Source organism: Planococcus sp. CAU13 (genome assembly GCF_000775575.1).
In the GTDB taxonomy this organism is placed as follows: domain Bacteria; phylum Bacillota; class Bacilli; order Bacillales_A; family Planococcaceae; genus Planococcus.
In genome coordinates this window covers 1-17,677 of the sequence record NZ_JRGN01000068.1, presented here as the reverse complement: position 1 = coordinate 17,677, position 17,677 = coordinate 1, and the positions used below count along the sequence as shown (strand labels likewise).

The following is a 17,677-nucleotide window of genomic DNA, read 5'->3' as shown; positions in this document are numbered from 1 at the left end:
CAAACCAGCTGCGTGGCAAAAGACGCCACTGCGCTGTTTCACCTTATGCCTGTCAGAGCTTAACGGGCGCTTACGCTTTTCCTATTACCCTCTAATCGTATTCACAAGCCCGCGCATATCATCCGCAAAGGAAATCGCGCGGCTCTGGGATTGAAGGAGGCGCTGGGTTGCAATCAGTTCGGTCATTTCATCGGTCAGGTTAACGTTGGACATTTCCAGTGATCCCTGGCCGACGCGGATCGAGCCGTCGTTGCCATTGGCCAGATTCAGAACCTGCAATGTGCCGTTCGCTACCTGCTCCGCTTCTGTGCCAGGAAGTTCATAAAGGTTGCCGCCGGTTTTCTGGAGAAGGTCCGGCCGGGTGATTTCGGCGATGCTCAATTGGAAGGCATCTGCCGGTTTGCCGGCCGTCTTGTAGGTTACATCCAATGTTCCGTTTTCATTGACTGTGATTTTATCGTAATCGCTGTCGATTGAAATCGGCTGGTTGTTTGCGCCAAGAACGCCTTCACCGTTAGCGGTAATCAGGTTTAATTGATTGCCGGCTGCATTCGGCACGAGGTTGAACGAGCCGTTTTTCGTGTAATAGGTGTTGCCTTCAGACTCGACCCGGAAAAATCCGGTTTCGCCCGTAATCATGAAATCGAGTTCGCGGCCGGTCTGGATGGCTGAGCCCTGGTTGGTGCGCAGCGCAATTTGTGAAACGTTCGCGCCTGCGCCGACGCGGATGCCGTTTGGTGTCCGGCGGCCGGTTTCAAGCGGGCCGGCCTGTTTTTCGAACGACTGGACAAGGGCGTCGGCGAAATTAGCTTCCTGCCGTTTGTATCCGGTCGTGTTGACGTTGGCGATATTATTCGCGATGGTGTCGATTTTTTTCTGTAATTCGCGCATCGAGGAAGCCGCGGAATTCATTTGGATGTTCATCGTTTAGGAGCTCCCTTATACCCTGCCGATTTCATTGACCGCTTTTTCCATGCTGCGGTCGTAGGCCTGGATTATTTTCTGGTTTGATTCGAATCCGCGGTAGGTTTTCATCATATCGGTCATGGTTTGTGTCAAATCCACATTCGATTGTTCGATGTAGCCTTGCTGCACAAGTGGACCGGTGTTGCCGAGACCGGCTGCTTCAATGGCTACCGGAGCCGCTCCCGGGGCACCTGCCCAGCGGAGAAGATTTTGGCCTTCCTTCACAAACTGCTGCGGATTCTCTGTGTAAGCCAGGAATAAGGAATTAGCCGCGGTGCCGTCAGCTAGTGTAATTTGTCCGTTTTCACCAATCGTAAATTCATTCGAATTTACTCTAATAGGCTGTAAGTCCTGGTTTAAAACATTGAACCCTTGAGCCGTTGTCAGGAATCCGTCAGCGTTTACAGTGAATTGTCCGTTCTGCGTGTAACGGATTTCGTTGTTCGGAAGCGCAACGGCAAAGCTTACGGCTCCTTGCTGACCGGTGTCAGGATTGACGGGAAGTGCAGAACTGAGCAAAGCCAGATCAGCCGAATTGCCTGTGTTCTTCAAAGAGCCTTGTATAAATGAAGGAATTCCTTCCTGCGTATAAACTCCTGTATGCAGGGAACCGATGCTCTTTTGAGTGCCTGGAAGTTTGGCTCCTCCGGCAGTCGTACCGCCGCTTTCCATTGCTTTGATCAATTGTTCGGGAAACGCGCGCATAACGGTTTGGTCTTTCTTGAAACCGGGAGTTGCGGCATTTGCAAGATTATTGGTAAGCACCTGCTGTTGCCTGTTATTCGCCATCATCCCTGATGTGGCAGTATATAAACCACGAAACATTGTTCGATCTCTTCCTCTCGAAAAACAAATAGTATTATGATTGAGCATAACATTTTATTGACAATCATGGTAGCCTTTATGGAAATAAAATACAATAAAAAATTTTTAATCAAAAATATACAATTTTTTATTTATATGATACTATAACTTGGAACTGCTTTTCAAAATGAGAAAAAAGTATGAGTTTAAAAGAAAAAAGTATTAAAACAAATCCTGAAAAAGGCAAACTTTTCGAAAGGAAAGGACGCAAAACCACGGGTCTAAGTATGCAGATATACGGCAGCCGGGTCACCGAAAGATGGAAGCTTAGCGGCTTGTCCACCTTTGTTAGAGGTGGATTTTTATTTGCAGCAATTCGATACATATTGAACAGGAGGAAGGAAATTGAATCTCATTTCACCCACAATCCAGTCGCTGGAACGGGCTTTATCAACTTCAGCCTTGAAGCAGCAGACACATACGGCGAATATTGCCAATGTCGACACGCCCGGTTACAAGAGCAAGCAGGTCGATTTTGAAACGGCGCTGAAAAATGCAGCGAGCAAACAGGCCATGTCCAGTTACAGGACCGATCCCAAACATATTTCGTTCACCAATGAATCCTCACAATTCGATCCACGCGTTACCGTCAATGAAAATACGGAATACAAAATCAACGGCAACAACGTCGACATGGATGTTGAAATGGCGGAACTGGCGAAGAACCAGCTTCTATATAATGCAGTGACGGACAGAATCAGCGGGAAGTTCCGCAGCCTGAGTTCCGTTATCAGCGGAGGGAGATAATTCGGATGAGCTTATTCAATAGTTTCAATATCAGTGCCTCGGGGCTGACGGCGAACCGCCTTCGCATGGATGTGGTATCTGCCAATATTGCCAATGCGGAAACGACCCGCTCGCGCATGGTCAACGGCGAATGGACGCCGTACCGCCGGAAAACAGTGGAACTGACGCAAAGCGGCGTATCACCGTTTGAGCAGAAATTGCAGGCGATGATGGGCAATGGAAACAATAACGTATCAGGAGTGTCTGTTTCGCGCATCAAAGAAGACAACGCACCTTTCACATTGAATTACGACCCGAGCCATCCGGACGCCGATGAAAATGGCTATGTCCAGCTGCCGAATGTCGATCCCATCAAGGAAATGGTCGACCTCATGTCAGCAACCCGTTCCTACGAAGCGAACGTAACGGCGCTGAACGCATCGAAAAGCATGTTCATGAAGGCGCTGGAAATCGGGAAGTAATCACTTCCTACTATAGAAAGAACCTGGGGGAAACAAGATGAATCCAATCAATCAGATACAGACACCATTTATACAGGGGCTGACAAACCCGATTGTAAAACCTGAAAACAAAGTCGAAGGGTTCGGCGAGATTTTCAAGCAGGCAATTCAAAACGTCAATCAGGCGCAGCAAACGTCCGATAAGCTGACGACGGAACTGGCAACAGGGCAAGTGGAGAATATCCATGAAGTGATGATCGCTTCCGAAAAAGCGAGTCTGTCACTCGAGCTGACCATGCAGGTGCGCAATAAAGTCGTGGAAGCTTATCAGGAAGTTATGAGAATGCAGGTATGATTCTGGGAAATAGGATGAGTGATCGATGAAAGAGAAGTTGGGAATCTATAGAACCAAATTCACGGAGACGTGGGGAAATATTTCGCCGAAGATTAAATGGACGATAATCGGCTCATTTTTTATTACTTTTCTGCTGTTGCTCTTTTTCGTATTTCTCGGTTCCAAGTCTGACATGACACCGCTGTACTCGAACCTGGATCCGGCTGAAACCGGTGAGATCAAAGCGGCCATTGAATCACAGGGAATACTCGCGGAAGTGTCGTCTGACGGAAAGACGATCAGCGTGCCGGCGGAACAGGTGGCAAACTTGAAAGTCAGCCTGGCTGCCGAAGGAATTCCGAAAAATGGTAACGTAAACTACAGCATTTTCAGTGACAATATGGGGCTCGGCATGACGGACCGCCATTTTGATGTCGTGGAACGCGACGCGATGCAGAACGAATTGGCGATGCTGATCCGTCAGATTGACGGTGTAACGGATGCCAATGTCATGATTACGCTGCCGAAGGAAAATGTCTGGCTGACGGATGATGAACAGGTGGCGACCGCTTCTGTCGTCATTCAGGGCGCACCGTCTTTCCAAATGGACCAGAAGCAGATAAACGGCCTGTTCCATTTGATCAGCAAGAGTGTGCCGAGTCTGCCTTCCGATCAGATAGTTATTATGGATCAGAACGGACAGACATTCACGATGGAAGATGAAACGCCTGCCGATACGGCGCTGTCCGTTTATCAGCAGCAGCGCGATATCAAACGGGACATTGAACAGGATATCCAAAAAGAATTACAGCAGATGCTCGGTTTATTGCTGGGACGCGACAAAGTGGTTGTGTCGGTGATGGCGAGTGTCGATTTCACGAAAGAAAAACGCGAAGAACAGCTGGTCGAAGCAGTCAATGAAGAAACAGGCGAAGGCATCGATATCAGCGTGGAACGCATTGTGGAAAGTTATTCGAGTGAAGGCGCGGAAGTGGAGGAAGCAGCGGGAACGGGAGAAAGCGAAGTCGCCAATTACCCTGCAACCGGTGCCGGCGGAAACAGTGAATCGGAACGGACGGAAGAGCGGATCAACCGCGAAGTCAACCGCATCCACCGCCAGATCGAGATGAGCCCGTATGTGATCGACGATATTACGATCAATGTGGGCGTTGAACCGCCTGTACCGGGTAATCCGGACAGTTTGACACTTGCCATGATGGGCGATATCCGGAATTTGCTCGGCAATACAGTAGCCGCGGCGCTCAGCATGAATGGCGGAGATATCGACGCACTTGCACTGGATGACCGCATTTCGATATTTGCGACAGAATTTCAGGGCAAACCGGTTGTTGAAGAAGTGGATCCGATCGACAATTGGTTCGGCCAGATTCCAAACAGCCTCTTATTGGTGGCAGGGGCAGCCGTTGCGCTGATCCTGATTATCGGAAGCCTGATTTTTGTATTAATGAGAAGAAAACGTGAAGTGATTGAAGAGGATTTCGGATTTGATCTGTTCGAACAGCCTGTTTCAGCAATTGAATCGGAATCGATGAAGGCGGAAGAACCGGAAATCGACCTTTCGGAATTTGACTCACGGTCGAATCCGAAACGGAAAACGATTGAAAAGCTGGCAAAAGGCCGTCCGGAGGATTTCACGAAATTACTGCGTACGTGGATGTCGGAAGAGTAGGAGTGTGACTTGTGGTTAAAACTGCGAAAGAGTTAACGGGTGTGCAGAAAGTGGCCGTTTTGCTGGTAGGTCTCGGCCCGGATGTGGCTGTCGAGATTTTCAAACAGCTGACGGAACCGGAAATCGACCAGTTGACGATGGAAATCTCAAACGTGCGGCAGCTGAAAAGCAGCCAGACGGAAAAAGTGATTGATGAATTTTATGAAATGATTCTGGGCCAGGATTTCATGGACGAAGGCGGCCTGGAATATGCGCGTGATATTTTGGAAAAAGCGTTGGGTAAAGACCGTGCAATGGATACAATCGGCCGCCTGACGAGCAGGCTTCATGTCAAACCATTCAATTTCGCTAGAAGAGCAGATCCGAATCAGCTGTTCAATATCCTGCAGCATGAGCACGCCCAGACGATTGCACTGGTGCTGTCCTATCTGGATTCCAAGCAGTCGTCGCAGGTCATTTCCCAGTTGCCGCCCTCTAAACAGGCGGAAGTGGCGAAACGCATCGCGCTGATGGAAAGCACTTCCCCGGAAGTGATCCATCAGGTGGAACAGATCATCGAACGCAAGCTGTCAGCTTCCGGAGCTCAGGATTATACAGCTACCGGCGGAGTTGAGGCAGTCGTACAGGTGCTGAACAACGTCGACAGAGGAACAGAAAAAGCGATCCTTTCGGAACTGGAAATCGAAAGTCCGGAACTTGTCGCTGAAATCAAGAAACGGATGTTTGTGTTTGAAGACATCATTACGCTTGAAACACGTTCAATCCAGCGTGTCATCCGTGAAGTTTCGGATGGCGACCTGACATTTGCCCTGAAAGTGGCAAGCGAAGACGTCAAAGAAGGCATCTTCTCGAATATGTCTGCCCGCCGTGCGGAAGTGATACGTGATGAAATCGATGTGATGGGACCTGTGAAACTGAAAGATGTGGAAAATGCGCAGACGAATATTGTCGCACTGGTCCGCAGCCTGGAAGAGAAAGGCGAAATCATGGTATCCCGCGGAGATGGAGATGAGCTGATTGTCTAACGTTATCCGCTATCATCACGGCATACCGGTCGAAATGAAAATCCTTCAGCCGAAAAAAATCGAATTCAAAAAGGTTCAGGGACCTGTTGAAGAGCAGGATCCTGAACAGCAGAAACTCTCTGTAAAACAGGAAATTGAAGCTTTATTGGCACAGAAAGCCGAACTTGAAAAAGAGTTGGAAGAGCAGCAGCTACAGGCGCGTTCCGATATCGAAGCATGGTGGGAACAGGCGCGGACTGAGGCGCAGAGCGAAGCCGAACGTCTGGCTGATGAAGCGACGGCGCAAGGCTTCGAAGCCGGCAAACAACAGGGTTATGCCCAAGCAGAAGAAGACTTCCGAGAAAAGCGCCTCGAAATGGAAGGGCTGGTCCGGGAAGCCTATAGCGAAAAGTCGAAAATCATTCAGGAAGCTGAGACTTTTTTATTGTCGCTCAGTGTCCGCATTGCGGAACGCGTCATCAAAGAAGAGCTCAAGCAGCATGATGAGCAGCTGCTGTCGATTGTCAAACAGGCTTTAAAGCACATCGAAGAAGCCGAAGACATCACGATGCAGGTGTCTTTGGAAGACTACCCATTCCTTTTACCCTTCCTGGAGGAACTTAAAACCTATGTAAGGGCAGATTGTGAATTAAAACTGATTCCAGTGGCAAGTGTCGCTTCAGGCGGCTGCATGCTGCATACGCCGAGCGGTTCATATGATGTGACCATCGACAGCCAGCTGGAGGAGATCAAAAAGCATTTACTCGCGTATTGTGAGGAGAAAACAAATGATGAACCAGCGGCAAGATGATTACCTGGCGTTGATCGACGAAGTCGAACCGATTAAAAAACACGGAAAAGTGGTGCAGGTCATCGGCTTGACGATTGAATCCAAAGGGCCGAACGCCAAAATCGGCGAGATATGCCTCCTTTATCCGAACCATTACGAAAAACCGATTGAAGCAGAAGTGGTCGGTTTCCGGGAAAATAAACTGATGCTGATGCCGCTGGATGATATTTCGCAGATTGGACCAGGCTGTCTCGTGGTGGCAACGGGTGTTCCGCTGCAAATCAAAGTGGGACCGTCGATTCTCGGGAAAGTGCTGGACGGCACCGGCAATCCACTGGATGAAACCCGTCTGCCGAAAGGCCTGAAGAAATATTCAACGAACAACGCACCGCCGAATCCATTGCAGCGACCGCGTATCGACAAGCCGCTGGAAGTCGGCGTCCGTGCGATTGACGGATTGCTGACAGTTGGGCAGGGCCAACGCATCGGCGTTTTCGCCGGAAGCGGCGTCGGCAAAAGTACGCTGCTCGGCATGATTGCCCGCAACACGGAAGCGGACGTCAATGTCATCGCACTGGTCGGTGAGCGTGGACGTGAAGTGCGCGACTTTATTGAACGGGATCTTGGTCCTGAAGGGCTGAAGAAATCGGTCATCGTCGCGGCGACTTCCGATCAGACACCGCTGCAGCGCATCAAAGGCGCGATGACAGCGACGACAATCGCGGAATATTTCCGGGATCAGGGCAAAAACGTCATGCTGATGATGGATTCGGTCACGCGGTTTGCGATGGCGCAGCGTGAAGTTGGCCTGGCGGTTGGTGAACCGCCGACAAGCAAAGGCTACACGCCGAGTGTTTTTGCTTTATTGCCAAAATTACTGGAACGATCCGGCACCTCGGCAAAAGGGTCGATTACAGCGTTTTACACCGTACTCGTCGACGGCGATGACATGAACGAACCGATTGCGGATGCAGTGCGCGGGATTCTAGACGGCCATATCGTGCTAGACCGAAAAATTGCGCAAAAAGGACAGTTTCCGGCCATTAATGTAATGGCCAGCGTCAGCCGCGTCATGCATGAAGTTGTGTCGCCCGAGCATCAGCAGGCTGCCGTCGGGTTCAAAAAGATGCTGTCGGCCTATGATTCGGCGGAAGACCTGATCAATATCGGAGCCTATAAAGCGGGCGCCAATAAAGAAATCGATCAGGCGATCCGGTCCTATCCGCTGATCAGAGAATATCTGCAGCAGGACATCTATGAAGTAACCACTCTCGAAGCAAGCATTGAAAAATTGACAGAGCAATTTGGGGGGGACTAGGAATTGACGCAATTCAATTTTCGTTTTCAAAAAATACTGGAACTGAAAGAGAATGAAAAAGGCTTTGCCCAGATTCAGATGGCCGACGCCATAAAAAAAGAGCAGGCGGGCTATCAGAAAAGCATGGCCATTACAGATAAACTGCAGGAAGCTGAGCACCTGAAGCGGGAAAAAGAGCAAGGCGGCGTCAATATCGCCGAATTGCGCATGCTTGAAATGTACATAAACCAGCTGCAGAAGGAATCGGCTGTCACAAATCGCGAACTGGAATTCCTGAAAGGCAATGTTTCCAGAACCCAAAATCACCTGCAGCAGAAAGCGCAGGAAGAAAAGACCTGGGACAATCTGAAAGAGCAGGAGCTGTATAAATTTCAGGAAGAAAAGAAAACACAGGAACAGAATTTCTTCGATGAACTGGCGAGCACCAGATTTTACCGCGTAGCACAGGCAACTGCCGCTGAAAGAGGGTGAATCCGATAACGACGATAGGAACTATTTCAATGAATACTGTAAAACCTTCTATGGATACTGCGGGAGCCAAAACCGCTTCTCCGGCTGAAGGTTCGAATGCTTTCTCAAGCCTTCTCCAGTCGCTGGCAGGAGGCGCAGAAGAGAGCAGCGAAGGGCAGGAAGCGCTGCCGGCACAGCTGATGAATCAGATTGAAGATTTGCTTACTGCGCTGCAGGAGCTGCCGGTCGAAGAACTGACGGAAACACAGCAACAGCGTATGTATGAATTGGTGCAAATGATCCAAGGGATTCAGGTCCCTGCCGAACAGAAAGAAAAACCCATTTCTTTGGATATGGAAGCCAGCCGAAAGTTCATAGCGGTTATGCCTGTTGTTGAAAAAGAAGCAGTTTCCAAAGAAGTTCAGGTGAAACTTATTGAACTCGTCAAAAAACTGAGTGACATTTTACCTGGCGTTTCTACGGCTGATACCAATAAATTCGATGCGGCCGAAGCTTTTAAGGGGGTCGAAGGAAAATCGATTACTTTAAATGCTGCGAATATCGAAAAAATAACAGCTAAAATTACGGAATTCACCGAATCACTGGCGGACGGCGGAAAGAAACTGGCAGCGGTACAGCCTGAACAGGTAGCAAAGCTCGGAGTCATTGCCGCAGCTGAGACGGATAAATCGTTGAAATTAATCGGAGAAGCAAACACCCGAAATGCCGATGAACCGGAAACGATCAAAGCGCAGCCGGCAGCCGCTGTTGTCACTGCGGGCAGAAGCGACGGAGGACAGCAACAGGAAGCTTCACAGCAGGATGACACCAGGCAGGGCACGGTGCAACCTGCAGCTGCCGCAGATTCAGTAAAACCGGCAGCAGCACCATCGCAGACAACTCAGCCGCGGCCGACTCCGACTCCAGTTATACGGATGAACAACCTGACCGAAGAACTGGGAGAAGTTTTTAAAAACTCACTGCGCATGAGCACGAATGGTGAAAGCACACAGATCAAAGTGAATATCACACCGGACCATCTGGGCCATCTCGATATTCGGCTGACGGAAACGAACGGCAAGATTGCAGCACAGATTTTTACCAGCAGCCTGGCGGCGAAAGATGCACTGGATCTGCAGCTGAATGGGTTGCGGAACACATTGATTCAGCAGGGTTTGACTGTTGAAAAGATTGAAGTGGTTCAAAACAATTCACAGCAATCGCTAGGTCAGCAGAACGCACAGGCCGAACAGCGCTTCGCCCAGCAGCAGCAGAGACAAAATGCCGCTGGACGTGAACCCAATGGCTACCAGCAGCTGGACGAAAAATCAGCTGAACGGCGAAGCCCCTTCGAATCCGGAACGATGAAAGTGGATTACACAGTTTAATAAGAAAAGAGGTGTTCTGATGAACGTTGCGAATACAACAACAGCCCAGACGATGGCGGGGACGGCTGCGAAAACGGCAGATCCGCAAAACACGCTTGGCCAGGATGCTTTCCTGAAAATTCTCGTCACACAGATGAAGCATCAGGATCCGATGGAACCGCTGAAAGATACAGAATTTATTGGCCAGATGGCGCAGTTCAGCAGCCTGGAGCAATTGACGAACCTGAACAAGACGATGACAAAATTTGTCGGCGGCGCTGGCAACGGGACACTAGCAGATCACGCTAACCTGATCGGTACCACAGTCGACTGGTCGTATGAAATAAACGGCAAAACCGAAACCGGACAGGGCATCGTGAAAGCTTTATCGAGTAAGAACGGCGAACTGACCATCGAACTTCTGGAGGACGGAAAGAAAATACCGCTCACAGCCATCAACCGGATTGAAATGAATACAGAAACCAAAAATGATAAGGAGATTGTCTGATTCCAATTGGAATACGGACGATACTCGAAAGGGGAAATTTAAATGTTGCGTTCAATGTATGCAGGTGTGTCAGGAATGAAGGGTTTCCAAACGAAACTGGATGTCATCGGGAATAATATTTCCAACGTCAATACGATCGGCTACAAAAAGAACACGATTAACTTCCAGGATCTGCTGAGCCAGAATATGTCCGGCGGAGGAGCAAACCCGATGCAGGTCGGTCTTGGATCTTCTACGGCTTCGATCAACGTAAACCACAATCCGGGATCTTCGATGACGACAGGTGTTGGAACCGATTTGGCTATGATGGGCAGTGGTTTCTTCGTAGTTCAGAATCCGGACGATGTGGGAACAAATAATGGACAGTATTTAACGCGAGCTGGAAACTTCACAGTGACGAATGAAGGAAATCTGGTGGACCCGCAAGGTTATAACGTGATGGGCTTTCAATATGCTGACCAACTTGATGGAGCTGGAAATGTTGTAAATGATGCAAATGGAAATCCTGTCAGAGTGCAAACAAATATTACATCACCAATTAATATTCCGGCTGGAACATACGATTCATTTAGTATTAACCGCGCAGGTGAAGTGATTGGTAAAGAGGCTGATGGTACAGAGACGATCCTTTTCGGATTGGCGATTTCAAATCCTCAAAACCCAACAGGCTTAAATAAATTTGGAGGCTCGCTTTATGAAATGACTGGAATGGCAAGTCCCGACGGCATTAACCTTCAATCAGTCACAGCTGCCAACACTTCCGTCGCTTCCGGCATGCTCGAAATGTCCAACGTTGACCTAACGGAAGAGTTTACAGAAATGATCATTGCACAGCGTGGATTCCAGGCAAACTCGCGCACCATCACAACTTCTGACGAAATTCTTCAGGAAGTCGTCAACTTGAAACGATAATAAAGGAGGGCGGCCTGGGGGAAGCTGAACTTCCCCCGATAGGCGCTTTTAGATGATTTTATTGACTAAACTGAACCAGACGCCGTTCACGATCAATGCGGTTTATATCGAAAGAGTCGAAGCGACACCGGATACAGTGGTGACGCTGGTATCGGGCAAAAAGGTACATGTGCTTGAATCGGTCACGGAAGTCACGGATAAAGTGACGGCCTATTACCGGCAGATCAACATCCTGCCGACAGTCCAGAAACCTGCCCCGATGGAATGAGGAGGAAACACCCATGGTAGAACATTTATCAGACGACAATATAAATGCCATTCTTTCTTCCATAAAAAAAGAAACGCCCGCGCCATATAAAATTGGCAAGGAACGCACAGTAAGCAATTATGATTTCAAAAAAGCGCTGCGCTTTTCGCAGGATCAGATCCGCACATTGACTCGGATCCACGAAAACTTCGCGCGCCTGCTGACTTCTTATTTTTCCACGCAGCTGCGCACTTATGTTCAGCTGACGGTAACGGCAGTTGAACAGTATTCGTATGAGGAATTTGTCCAGAATATCGAAAAAAATTCTTTGCTTGGCGTGTTTGAAGCAAGCCCGCTGCCCGGCAGCATGGTGATGGAATTTTCCCCGGACGTGGCGTATGTCATGTTCGACCGTCTGCTCGGCGGACAAGGCAATACGCTGAATAAATCCAATGATCTGACGGAAATTGAAACGTCCATCATCGAACGGGTTTTTGCCAAAGCGCTGGATTGTTTCCAGGAAGCATGGACATCAGTGATCCGGCTGACGCCATCGTTAAAGGAAATTGAAGTGAATCCGCAATTCCTGACAACGTCGCCGCCGAATGAAACGGTCATCATGGTTTCATTGCATACGAAAATCGGTGAAGTCGAAGGCGTCATCAATTTGTGCCTGCCGCATTTGGTGCTGGAAAAAATCCTGCCGAAACTTTCGGCGCGGCATTGGCTCGCAAATCAGCAAAAAACGAAAGAAAACCATGAAGTGGCTGCTTTGGAGAAAAAACTCCAAAACACGAAAATGAATGTTAAAGCGGTGTTGGGCAATTCTTCGATCAATATTGAAGACTTCCTGAACCTGAAAAACGGCGATGTCATCCGTCTGCATGAATCCTTTTCGGATCCGGTAACGGTGCTCGTAGATGAAAAACAGAAGTTTTTTGCGCAGGCCGGGGTTTCCAAAGGCCGTTTGGCGGTACAGATTACAGAAGTTCAGACGCAGGGAGATGACAGCGATGGTCACTGGTAATTTGTCACCAGACGAAATAAACGGCTTATTGAACCGGAGCAAAAAGGAGGAAAAGAAGATGGCAAACTCATCACTTTCCACAATTGAAAACGAAGCGCTGACGGAATTGTTCAGCGTGGCACTGGGAAGTTCATCGGCAGTCCTGTCTTTGGTGCTGGGTGACCAGGCTGCGGTAAGCTCGCCGAAATTGTCGGTGAAATCGAAAGCAGACATGATGTCGAATACACAGGCGCCTTTCTTCGTGCTGCTTGGTGAATACACTGGCGACCTGTCAGGCATCCAATTCGTGTCAGTCAATAAACAGCAGGTGCAGGCGCTTGTTGCGATGGTCGACCCGGAAAGTTCAGACGAAGATACAGAACGGCAATTTGAAATTCTTCAGGATATCGTGCAGCAGATGTACGCATCCGTGTCCCAGACTTTCTCCGCTTTATTGGAATTGGAAATGGCCCATTCACTGTCCGGCATGGACCTTGTTGAACAACGGGAAGATTTCCCGGCAGCCAATTTTACAATGGAAGAATGGTTTATCGAAGCCGCGTTTGAATTAAAGGCGAAAAATGGGCAGCACGCGGAATTCCAGATGTGCATCCCGGTGAGCCTGGCCAAACAGATGGCCGGCATCCTGACCGGATCGAATGAAGAGGAAAAGCTGGAGGAGACACAAGATATGCAATTTGACCGAGCGAATGACAACAAGCTGCACAATACAAAAGAACAACCCGTTTCATCTCCAAGCATCCAACCGGTGCAATTTTCAAGTTTCGACGAAACGGCTGCTTCAAACGCCGAACCGAATAATTTGAACATGCTGATGGACATTCCGCTTAAAGTGACTGTGGAACTTGGCCGCACAAAACGGACGGTCAAAGAGATACTCGGCGTTTCCCAGGGATCGATCATCGAACTCGATAAACTGGCGGGGGAACCGGTCGACATCCTGGTCAACGACAAATTGATTGCCGTGGGCGAAGTCGTGGTCATCGACGAAAACTTCGGGGTCCGCGTTACCGATATCCTGTCGACAGAAGAACGTATTTCGAAGCTTCGCTAATACCTTTATGTAAGGAGTCTACAAGTTTGATCCCTAAAATGTCTTTATACACTTTGATGATGATCCTGCTGCTGGCGCTGCCGGCAGTATGGGCACCGTCCGCGGCACAGGCGGCCGATCCAAAAGTCAGTGACTCATACGGCACAGACCAGCCGGCCGTCGAACAGCCGGAACAGCCGGCAGAGGCTGCAGCACCTGAAGAAAAAAGCTTTATCGCTGTCATCGGCCAATTGATCCTTTATACGTTATTGATTGTCTTCATGATTTATGGCCTCATTAAATTCCTGTCGATGAAGCAGAAAAACCTTCAGCCCAATCAGGCGGTAAAGCTGATGGGCGGAACAGCCTTAGGAAACAATAAATCCCTGCAGCTTGTAAAAGTGGGCGGGCAGATTTATCTGATTGGTGTCGGCGATCAAGTGACATTGATCAAAGAATTCACCGAAGACGATGCAATCCATGGAATCGAAAAAGACGTGGAGGCCCAGGCTTCGCCGTTATTGCCGAAGACGGTCACCAGTTTCATAAAAGACAAAATCAGCGGTGCTTCAGAAAAGAACCCTTACCAAACGAAAGGGTTTGAGCAGCTGTTCAAACAAAGCCTCGAAAAGCAGCGTAAAAAGCAGGACAGCCTGCAAACAGATCTGGAAAAAAAGCAGGATAAAGAAGGTCGCACGCTATGATGGACTCTCTCCTGCTTCTCGTCAATATTCCCGGAATTGATTTTGGCAACGACAATCCGGAAGACGTCTCAACAACCTTGCAATTATTATTCCTGCTGACGATTCTGTCGATTGCGCCGGGCATCCTGATCCTGATGACCAGCTTTACGCGGATCATCATCGTACTGTCTTTCGTCCGGACGGGTCTCGGCACACAATCGATGCCGCCGAACCAGGTGCTGGTCGGGCTCGCATTATTCCTTACCTTTTTCATCATGGCTCCGATTTTCTCGGAAATAAATGAAACGGCGCTTCAGCCGTATCTGGACGGTGAAATCGGACAGGAAGAAGCGATGGACTCAGCTGCACTGCCGATGAAAGAATTCATGGCGAAACACACGCGTGAAAAAGATCTCGCTTTGTTCTATAAATATGCGGAACTGGAAAAGCCTGAAAGCATCGCGGAAATTCCGCTGACTTCGCTGATTCCGGCATTTGCCATCAGCGAGCTGAAGACAGCATTCCAAATCGGTTTCGTCATTTTCATTCCGTTCCTGATCATCGACATGGTCGTGGCCAGTACCTTGATGGCGATGGGGATGATGATGCTGCCGCCAGTGATGATTTCATTGCCGTTCAAAATTTTGCTGTTCGTACTGGTCGACGGCTGGTACCTCATCATCGAATCGCTGCTGCTCAGTTTTTAGATAAGGAAGGAAGAACTCAATGACTCCAGATATGGTAATCAAACTGGCTGAACAATCGATTTATACAATTATTATCATTGCGGCGCCGATGCTGTTGATTGCGCTTGGCGTCGGCCTCTTGGTCAGTGTGTTCCAGGCGATGACGCAGATCCAGGAACAGACGCTTGCGTTCATCCCAAAAATCCTCGCCGTTTTCATTTCACTGGTCGTATTCGGACCATGGATGCTGACGACGCTGCTGGATTACACGCGAAACCTGTTCCAGAGCCTACCGCGAATAATCGGATAGGAGCCTGCAATGAATTCTATTTTAGAAATCCTGCCATATTTTTTGCTGGTGTTTATCCGGTTTACGAGTTTCTTTCTGATCGCGCCGATTTTTTCGATGAAAGGCATGCCGAATCAATTCAAGATCGGGCTCGGATTTTTCATCGCGCTGACGTCGGTTTCCACTATGCCGGCTGAAGAGCCGGTGGTGCTGGATGCGTTTTATACAGTAATGGTCATCAAGGAAATCGGAGTCGGGCTGGCGCTCGGGTTTACAGCGGCGCTGCTGTTGTACGCCGTGCAGGTTGCCGGTGCGTTCATCGACTTTCAGATGGGCTTTGCCATCGCCAATGTCATGGATCCGCAAACAGGGACGCAGGTCCCGATCATCGGCCATTTCAAGTACATGATGGCGCTGCTGTTCATGCTGACGGTCAACGGTCACCACATGCTGCTCGACGGTGTCATGCACAGTCTCCGGCTGTTTCCGGTTGAAACGATGACCTTCGCTTTTGAAGCGGGAGACCTTGCTTCTTTTATATCGGCATTATTCGTCCAAATGTTTACCATTGCTCTGCAAATTGCTTTGCCGATTGTCGGCGCGCTGTTCCTGGTGGATGTCGCGCTCGGAATTCTGGCGAAGACCGTGCCGCAATTAAACATTTTCGCAGTCGGTTTTCCGGTGAAGATTTTTGCAGGTTTTGTCCTGCTGCTCCTGACGATGCCCATCTATTTCTATCTTCTGCAGTTTTTATTCGAAAAAATCATGGTGAGCATGGCGCAATTGGTCAGGTTGATGGGAGGGACATAAATGCAGAAACGACTGACGCTCGATCTTCAGTTTTTCGCCGGTGAGAAAACCGAAAAAGCGACGCCGCAGAAAAGGCAGGAGTCGAAGCGTAAAGGGCAGGTCGCAAAAAGCCCCGAAGTCGCTGCCGCGATGATCATGCTCGGCGGGATCCTGCTGCTTTATTTCACAGGCGGCTGGATGCTGGATGGCATTCTTGCGATGTTCCGAATGAACCTTACGCAATTCTTCAACTGGGAACTGACCCCGGCATCCACACGGACATTGCTTGAACAGATGTCATTTGAAGGATTGAAGATCATGGTGCCGATGGCGTTGATCGGACTGATTTTCGGCTTTTTCGGAAACTATATCCAAATCGGCCCGATTTTCTCGACCGATCCGCTGATGGCGAAACTCGAGCGAATCGATCCCATCAAAGGCGCAAAGCGGATTTTCTCGGTGCGCGCACTTGTGGAACTGGCCAAATCTTTACTCAAAATCTCCATTATCGGAACCGCAGCTTTTCTTGTGCTGTGGTCGGCGAAAGAAGAACTGTTTTTATTGTCCCAGCAAAGTGTCCCGCACGCCCTGAGTTTTGTCGGCGGGCTGGTCGTCAAATTGGGATTGACCGCTTCGATTATTCTGCTGTGTCTGGCAGTGCTCGATTATATGTACCAGAAGTACGAGTTCGAAAAAGGAATCAAGATGTCGAAACAGGACATCAAAGACGAATATAAGAAATCGGAAGGCGACCCGCTCATCAAGCAGAAGATCAAAGAGAAACAGCGGCAGATGAGCATGAACCGGATGATCCAGGATTTGCCGAATGCGGATGTGCTCATTACGAACCCGACGCATTATGCGATTGCGATCAAATATGATGCCGAGACGATGGAAGCCCCGCAGGTAATTGCGATGGGCAAAGACCATCTGGCACTGAAAATTAAAGAAAAAGCAAGAGAACTTGATATTGTGATCATGGAAAATAAACCGCTCGCCCGCGCGCTCTACGCACAAGTGGAAGTGGGCGACTACGTGCCGGAAGATCTCTTCATGGCCGTAGCCGAGGTGTTGGCATATATTTACAGATTAAAAGGCAAGATCAGTTAGAAAGATTTTAAAAAAGTAATTTTATAGTTAAAGAAGGTTGATGAATTCACTCCAGAAGGACGCGTTCCGCGGGGAGCTGCCTGAGCCTCCTCGTCCGCTTCGCTACCTGCGGGGTCTCAGGACTAGCTCTTAGTCCCGCAGGAAACGATTAGCGCTTGCGCAAATCGTTTGCGACGAAGCTAGCGTAGCGATGCAGGAGCATATCTTTGCTCTTCGCCTTCTTCCGCTCATTCATCTATAGAAGGTTCACCTAGATAAGAGCAAAAAGCTCTTTAACCAGAAGTTAGGATGAACCAACTCGGGCGATAGCCCGAGTGGAATTCAACCTTGTGCTTGTTTCAAAAAGTGGTCGTTGCTTTGTACCATAGTTCCAGAAGCTTATCCAGCGCCGGCGCGGCTCAGGACGGAGCGGAGCAATAAGAC

21 protein-coding genes and 1 riboswitch are annotated in these 17,677 nt (G+C 49.1%); of the genes, 19 read left to right on the top strand and 2 right to left on the bottom strand.

The window, feature by feature from the left end; genetic code table 11:
• Positions 1-84: 84 nt before the first annotated feature.
• Together KW93_RS17925 and KW93_RS03010 are read right to left on the bottom strand one after the other, a co-directional pair.
• On the bottom strand, positions 85-924 hold the full coding sequence (locus tag KW93_RS17925) for a flagellar hook-basal body protein (protein ID WP_033541486.1): 840 nt from the start codon (positions 922-924) through the stop codon (positions 85-87).
• Positions 925-939: 15 nt separating this feature from the next.
• Positions 940-1,791: a flagellar hook-basal body protein gene (locus tag KW93_RS03010; protein WP_033541485.1), complete on the bottom strand. Its 852-nt coding sequence runs from the start codon at positions 1,789-1,791 to the stop codon at positions 940-942.
• A gap of 211 nt (positions 1,792-2,002) precedes the next feature.
• A riboswitch (cyclic di-GMP riboswitch) is annotated at positions 2,003-2,087 on the top strand.
• A gap of 88 nt (positions 2,088-2,175) precedes the next feature.
• Here KW93_RS03010 and flgB point away from each other — a divergent pair.
• Genes flgB through flhB form a run of 19 tightly spaced genes read left to right on the top strand, consistent with a single transcriptional unit; the run spans position 2,176 to position 17,254 of the window.
• Positions 2,176-2,577 (top strand): flagellar basal body rod protein FlgB, encoded by a 402-nt coding sequence (gene flgB, locus KW93_RS03005; RefSeq protein WP_033541484.1) that lies wholly within the window; start codon positions 2,176-2,178, stop codon positions 2,575-2,577.
• A 5-nt stretch (positions 2,578-2,582) separates the two neighbouring features.
• Positions 2,583-3,038 carry a flagellar basal body rod protein FlgC gene (gene flgC, locus KW93_RS03000; RefSeq protein ID WP_033541483.1) on the top strand — a complete coding sequence of 152 codons (456 nt, stop codon included), beginning with the start codon at positions 2,583-2,585 and terminating at the stop codon, positions 3,036-3,038.
• 37 nt (positions 3,039-3,075) lie between these two features.
• A complete protein-coding gene (gene fliE, locus KW93_RS02995; RefSeq protein ID WP_033541482.1) occupies positions 3,076-3,372 on the top strand; it encodes a flagellar hook-basal body complex protein FliE in 297 nt (98 codons plus the stop codon).
• A gap of 25 nt (positions 3,373-3,397) precedes the next feature.
• On the top strand, positions 3,398-5,041 hold the full coding sequence (fliF, locus tag KW93_RS02990) for a flagellar basal-body MS-ring/collar protein FliF (protein ID WP_033541481.1): 1,644 nt from the start codon (positions 3,398-3,400) through the stop codon (positions 5,039-5,041).
• Positions 5,042-5,052: 11 nt separating this feature from the next.
• Positions 5,053-6,066 (top strand): flagellar motor switch protein FliG, encoded by a 1,014-nt coding sequence (gene fliG / locus KW93_RS02985; protein WP_033541480.1) that lies wholly within the window; start codon positions 5,053-5,055, stop codon positions 6,064-6,066.
• Entirely contained in the window at positions 6,059-6,856 is a 798-nt protein-coding gene (locus KW93_RS02980; protein WP_033541479.1) for a FliH/SctL family protein, read from the top strand. Before fliG ends, KW93_RS02980 begins: the two co-directional genes overlap by 8 nt.
• Positions 6,837-8,153 (top strand): flagellar protein export ATPase FliI, encoded by a 1,317-nt coding sequence (gene fliI, locus KW93_RS02975; RefSeq protein ID WP_033541487.1) that lies wholly within the window; start codon positions 6,837-6,839, stop codon positions 8,151-8,153. The genes KW93_RS02980 and fliI overlap by 20 nt, the downstream gene beginning before the upstream one ends.
• Positions 8,154-8,156: 3 nt before the next feature.
• On the top strand, positions 8,157-8,624 hold the full coding sequence (fliJ, locus tag KW93_RS02970) for a flagellar export protein FliJ (RefSeq protein WP_033541478.1): 468 nt from the start codon (positions 8,157-8,159) through the stop codon (positions 8,622-8,624).
• 29 nt (positions 8,625-8,653) lie between these two features.
• Positions 8,654-9,991, top strand: a complete 1,338-nt coding sequence (locus KW93_RS02965; RefSeq protein WP_033541477.1) for a flagellar hook-length control protein FliK — start codon at positions 8,654-8,656, stop codon at positions 9,989-9,991.
• 19 nt (positions 9,992-10,010) lie between these two features.
• Complete coding sequence (gene flgD / locus KW93_RS02960) at positions 10,011-10,478, top strand: flagellar hook assembly protein FlgD (protein ID WP_033541476.1); 468 nt, start codon at positions 10,011-10,013, stop codon at positions 10,476-10,478.
• A gap of 42 nt (positions 10,479-10,520) precedes the next feature.
• Positions 10,521-11,390: a flagellar hook-basal body complex protein gene (locus KW93_RS02955; RefSeq protein WP_033541475.1), complete on the top strand. Its 870-nt coding sequence runs from the start codon at positions 10,521-10,523 to the stop codon at positions 11,388-11,390.
• A 52-nt stretch (positions 11,391-11,442) separates the two neighbouring features.
• A complete protein-coding gene (locus KW93_RS02950) occupies positions 11,443-11,658 on the top strand; it encodes a flagellar FlbD family protein (protein WP_033541474.1) in 216 nt (71 codons plus the stop codon).
• A gap of 13 nt (positions 11,659-11,671) precedes the next feature.
• Entirely contained in the window at positions 11,672-12,664 is a 993-nt protein-coding gene (gene fliM, locus KW93_RS02945) for a flagellar motor switch protein FliM (RefSeq protein ID WP_033541473.1), read from the top strand.
• Entirely contained in the window at positions 12,651-13,718 is a 1,068-nt protein-coding gene (gene fliY / locus KW93_RS02940) for a flagellar motor switch phosphatase FliY (RefSeq protein ID WP_033541472.1), read from the top strand. The genes fliM and fliY overlap by 14 nt, the downstream gene beginning before the upstream one ends.
• Positions 13,719-13,744: 26 nt before the next feature.
• Entirely contained in the window at positions 13,745-14,401 is a 657-nt protein-coding gene (locus tag KW93_RS02935; RefSeq protein WP_033541471.1) for a flagellar biosynthetic protein FliO, read from the top strand.
• Positions 14,401-15,087 (top strand): flagellar type III secretion system pore protein FliP, encoded by a 687-nt coding sequence (gene fliP / locus KW93_RS02930; RefSeq protein WP_442956609.1) that lies wholly within the window; start codon positions 14,401-14,403, stop codon positions 15,085-15,087. Before KW93_RS02935 ends, fliP begins: the two co-directional genes overlap by 1 nt.
• Positions 15,088-15,106: 19 nt before the next feature.
• On the top strand, positions 15,107-15,376 hold the full coding sequence (gene fliQ, locus KW93_RS02925; RefSeq protein WP_033541469.1) for a flagellar biosynthesis protein FliQ: 270 nt from the start codon (positions 15,107-15,109) through the stop codon (positions 15,374-15,376).
• A gap of 9 nt (positions 15,377-15,385) precedes the next feature.
• The gene (fliR, locus tag KW93_RS02920) at positions 15,386-16,165 is read left to right on the top strand and encodes a flagellar biosynthetic protein FliR (RefSeq protein ID WP_033541468.1); all 780 of its coding nucleotides are present in this window, start codon (positions 15,386-15,388) and stop codon (positions 16,163-16,165) included.
• Positions 16,166-17,254: a flagellar biosynthesis protein FlhB gene (flhB, locus tag KW93_RS02915; RefSeq protein WP_033541467.1), complete on the top strand. Its 1,089-nt coding sequence runs from the start codon at positions 16,166-16,168 to the stop codon at positions 17,252-17,254.
• Positions 17,255-17,677 lie beyond the last annotated feature (423 nt).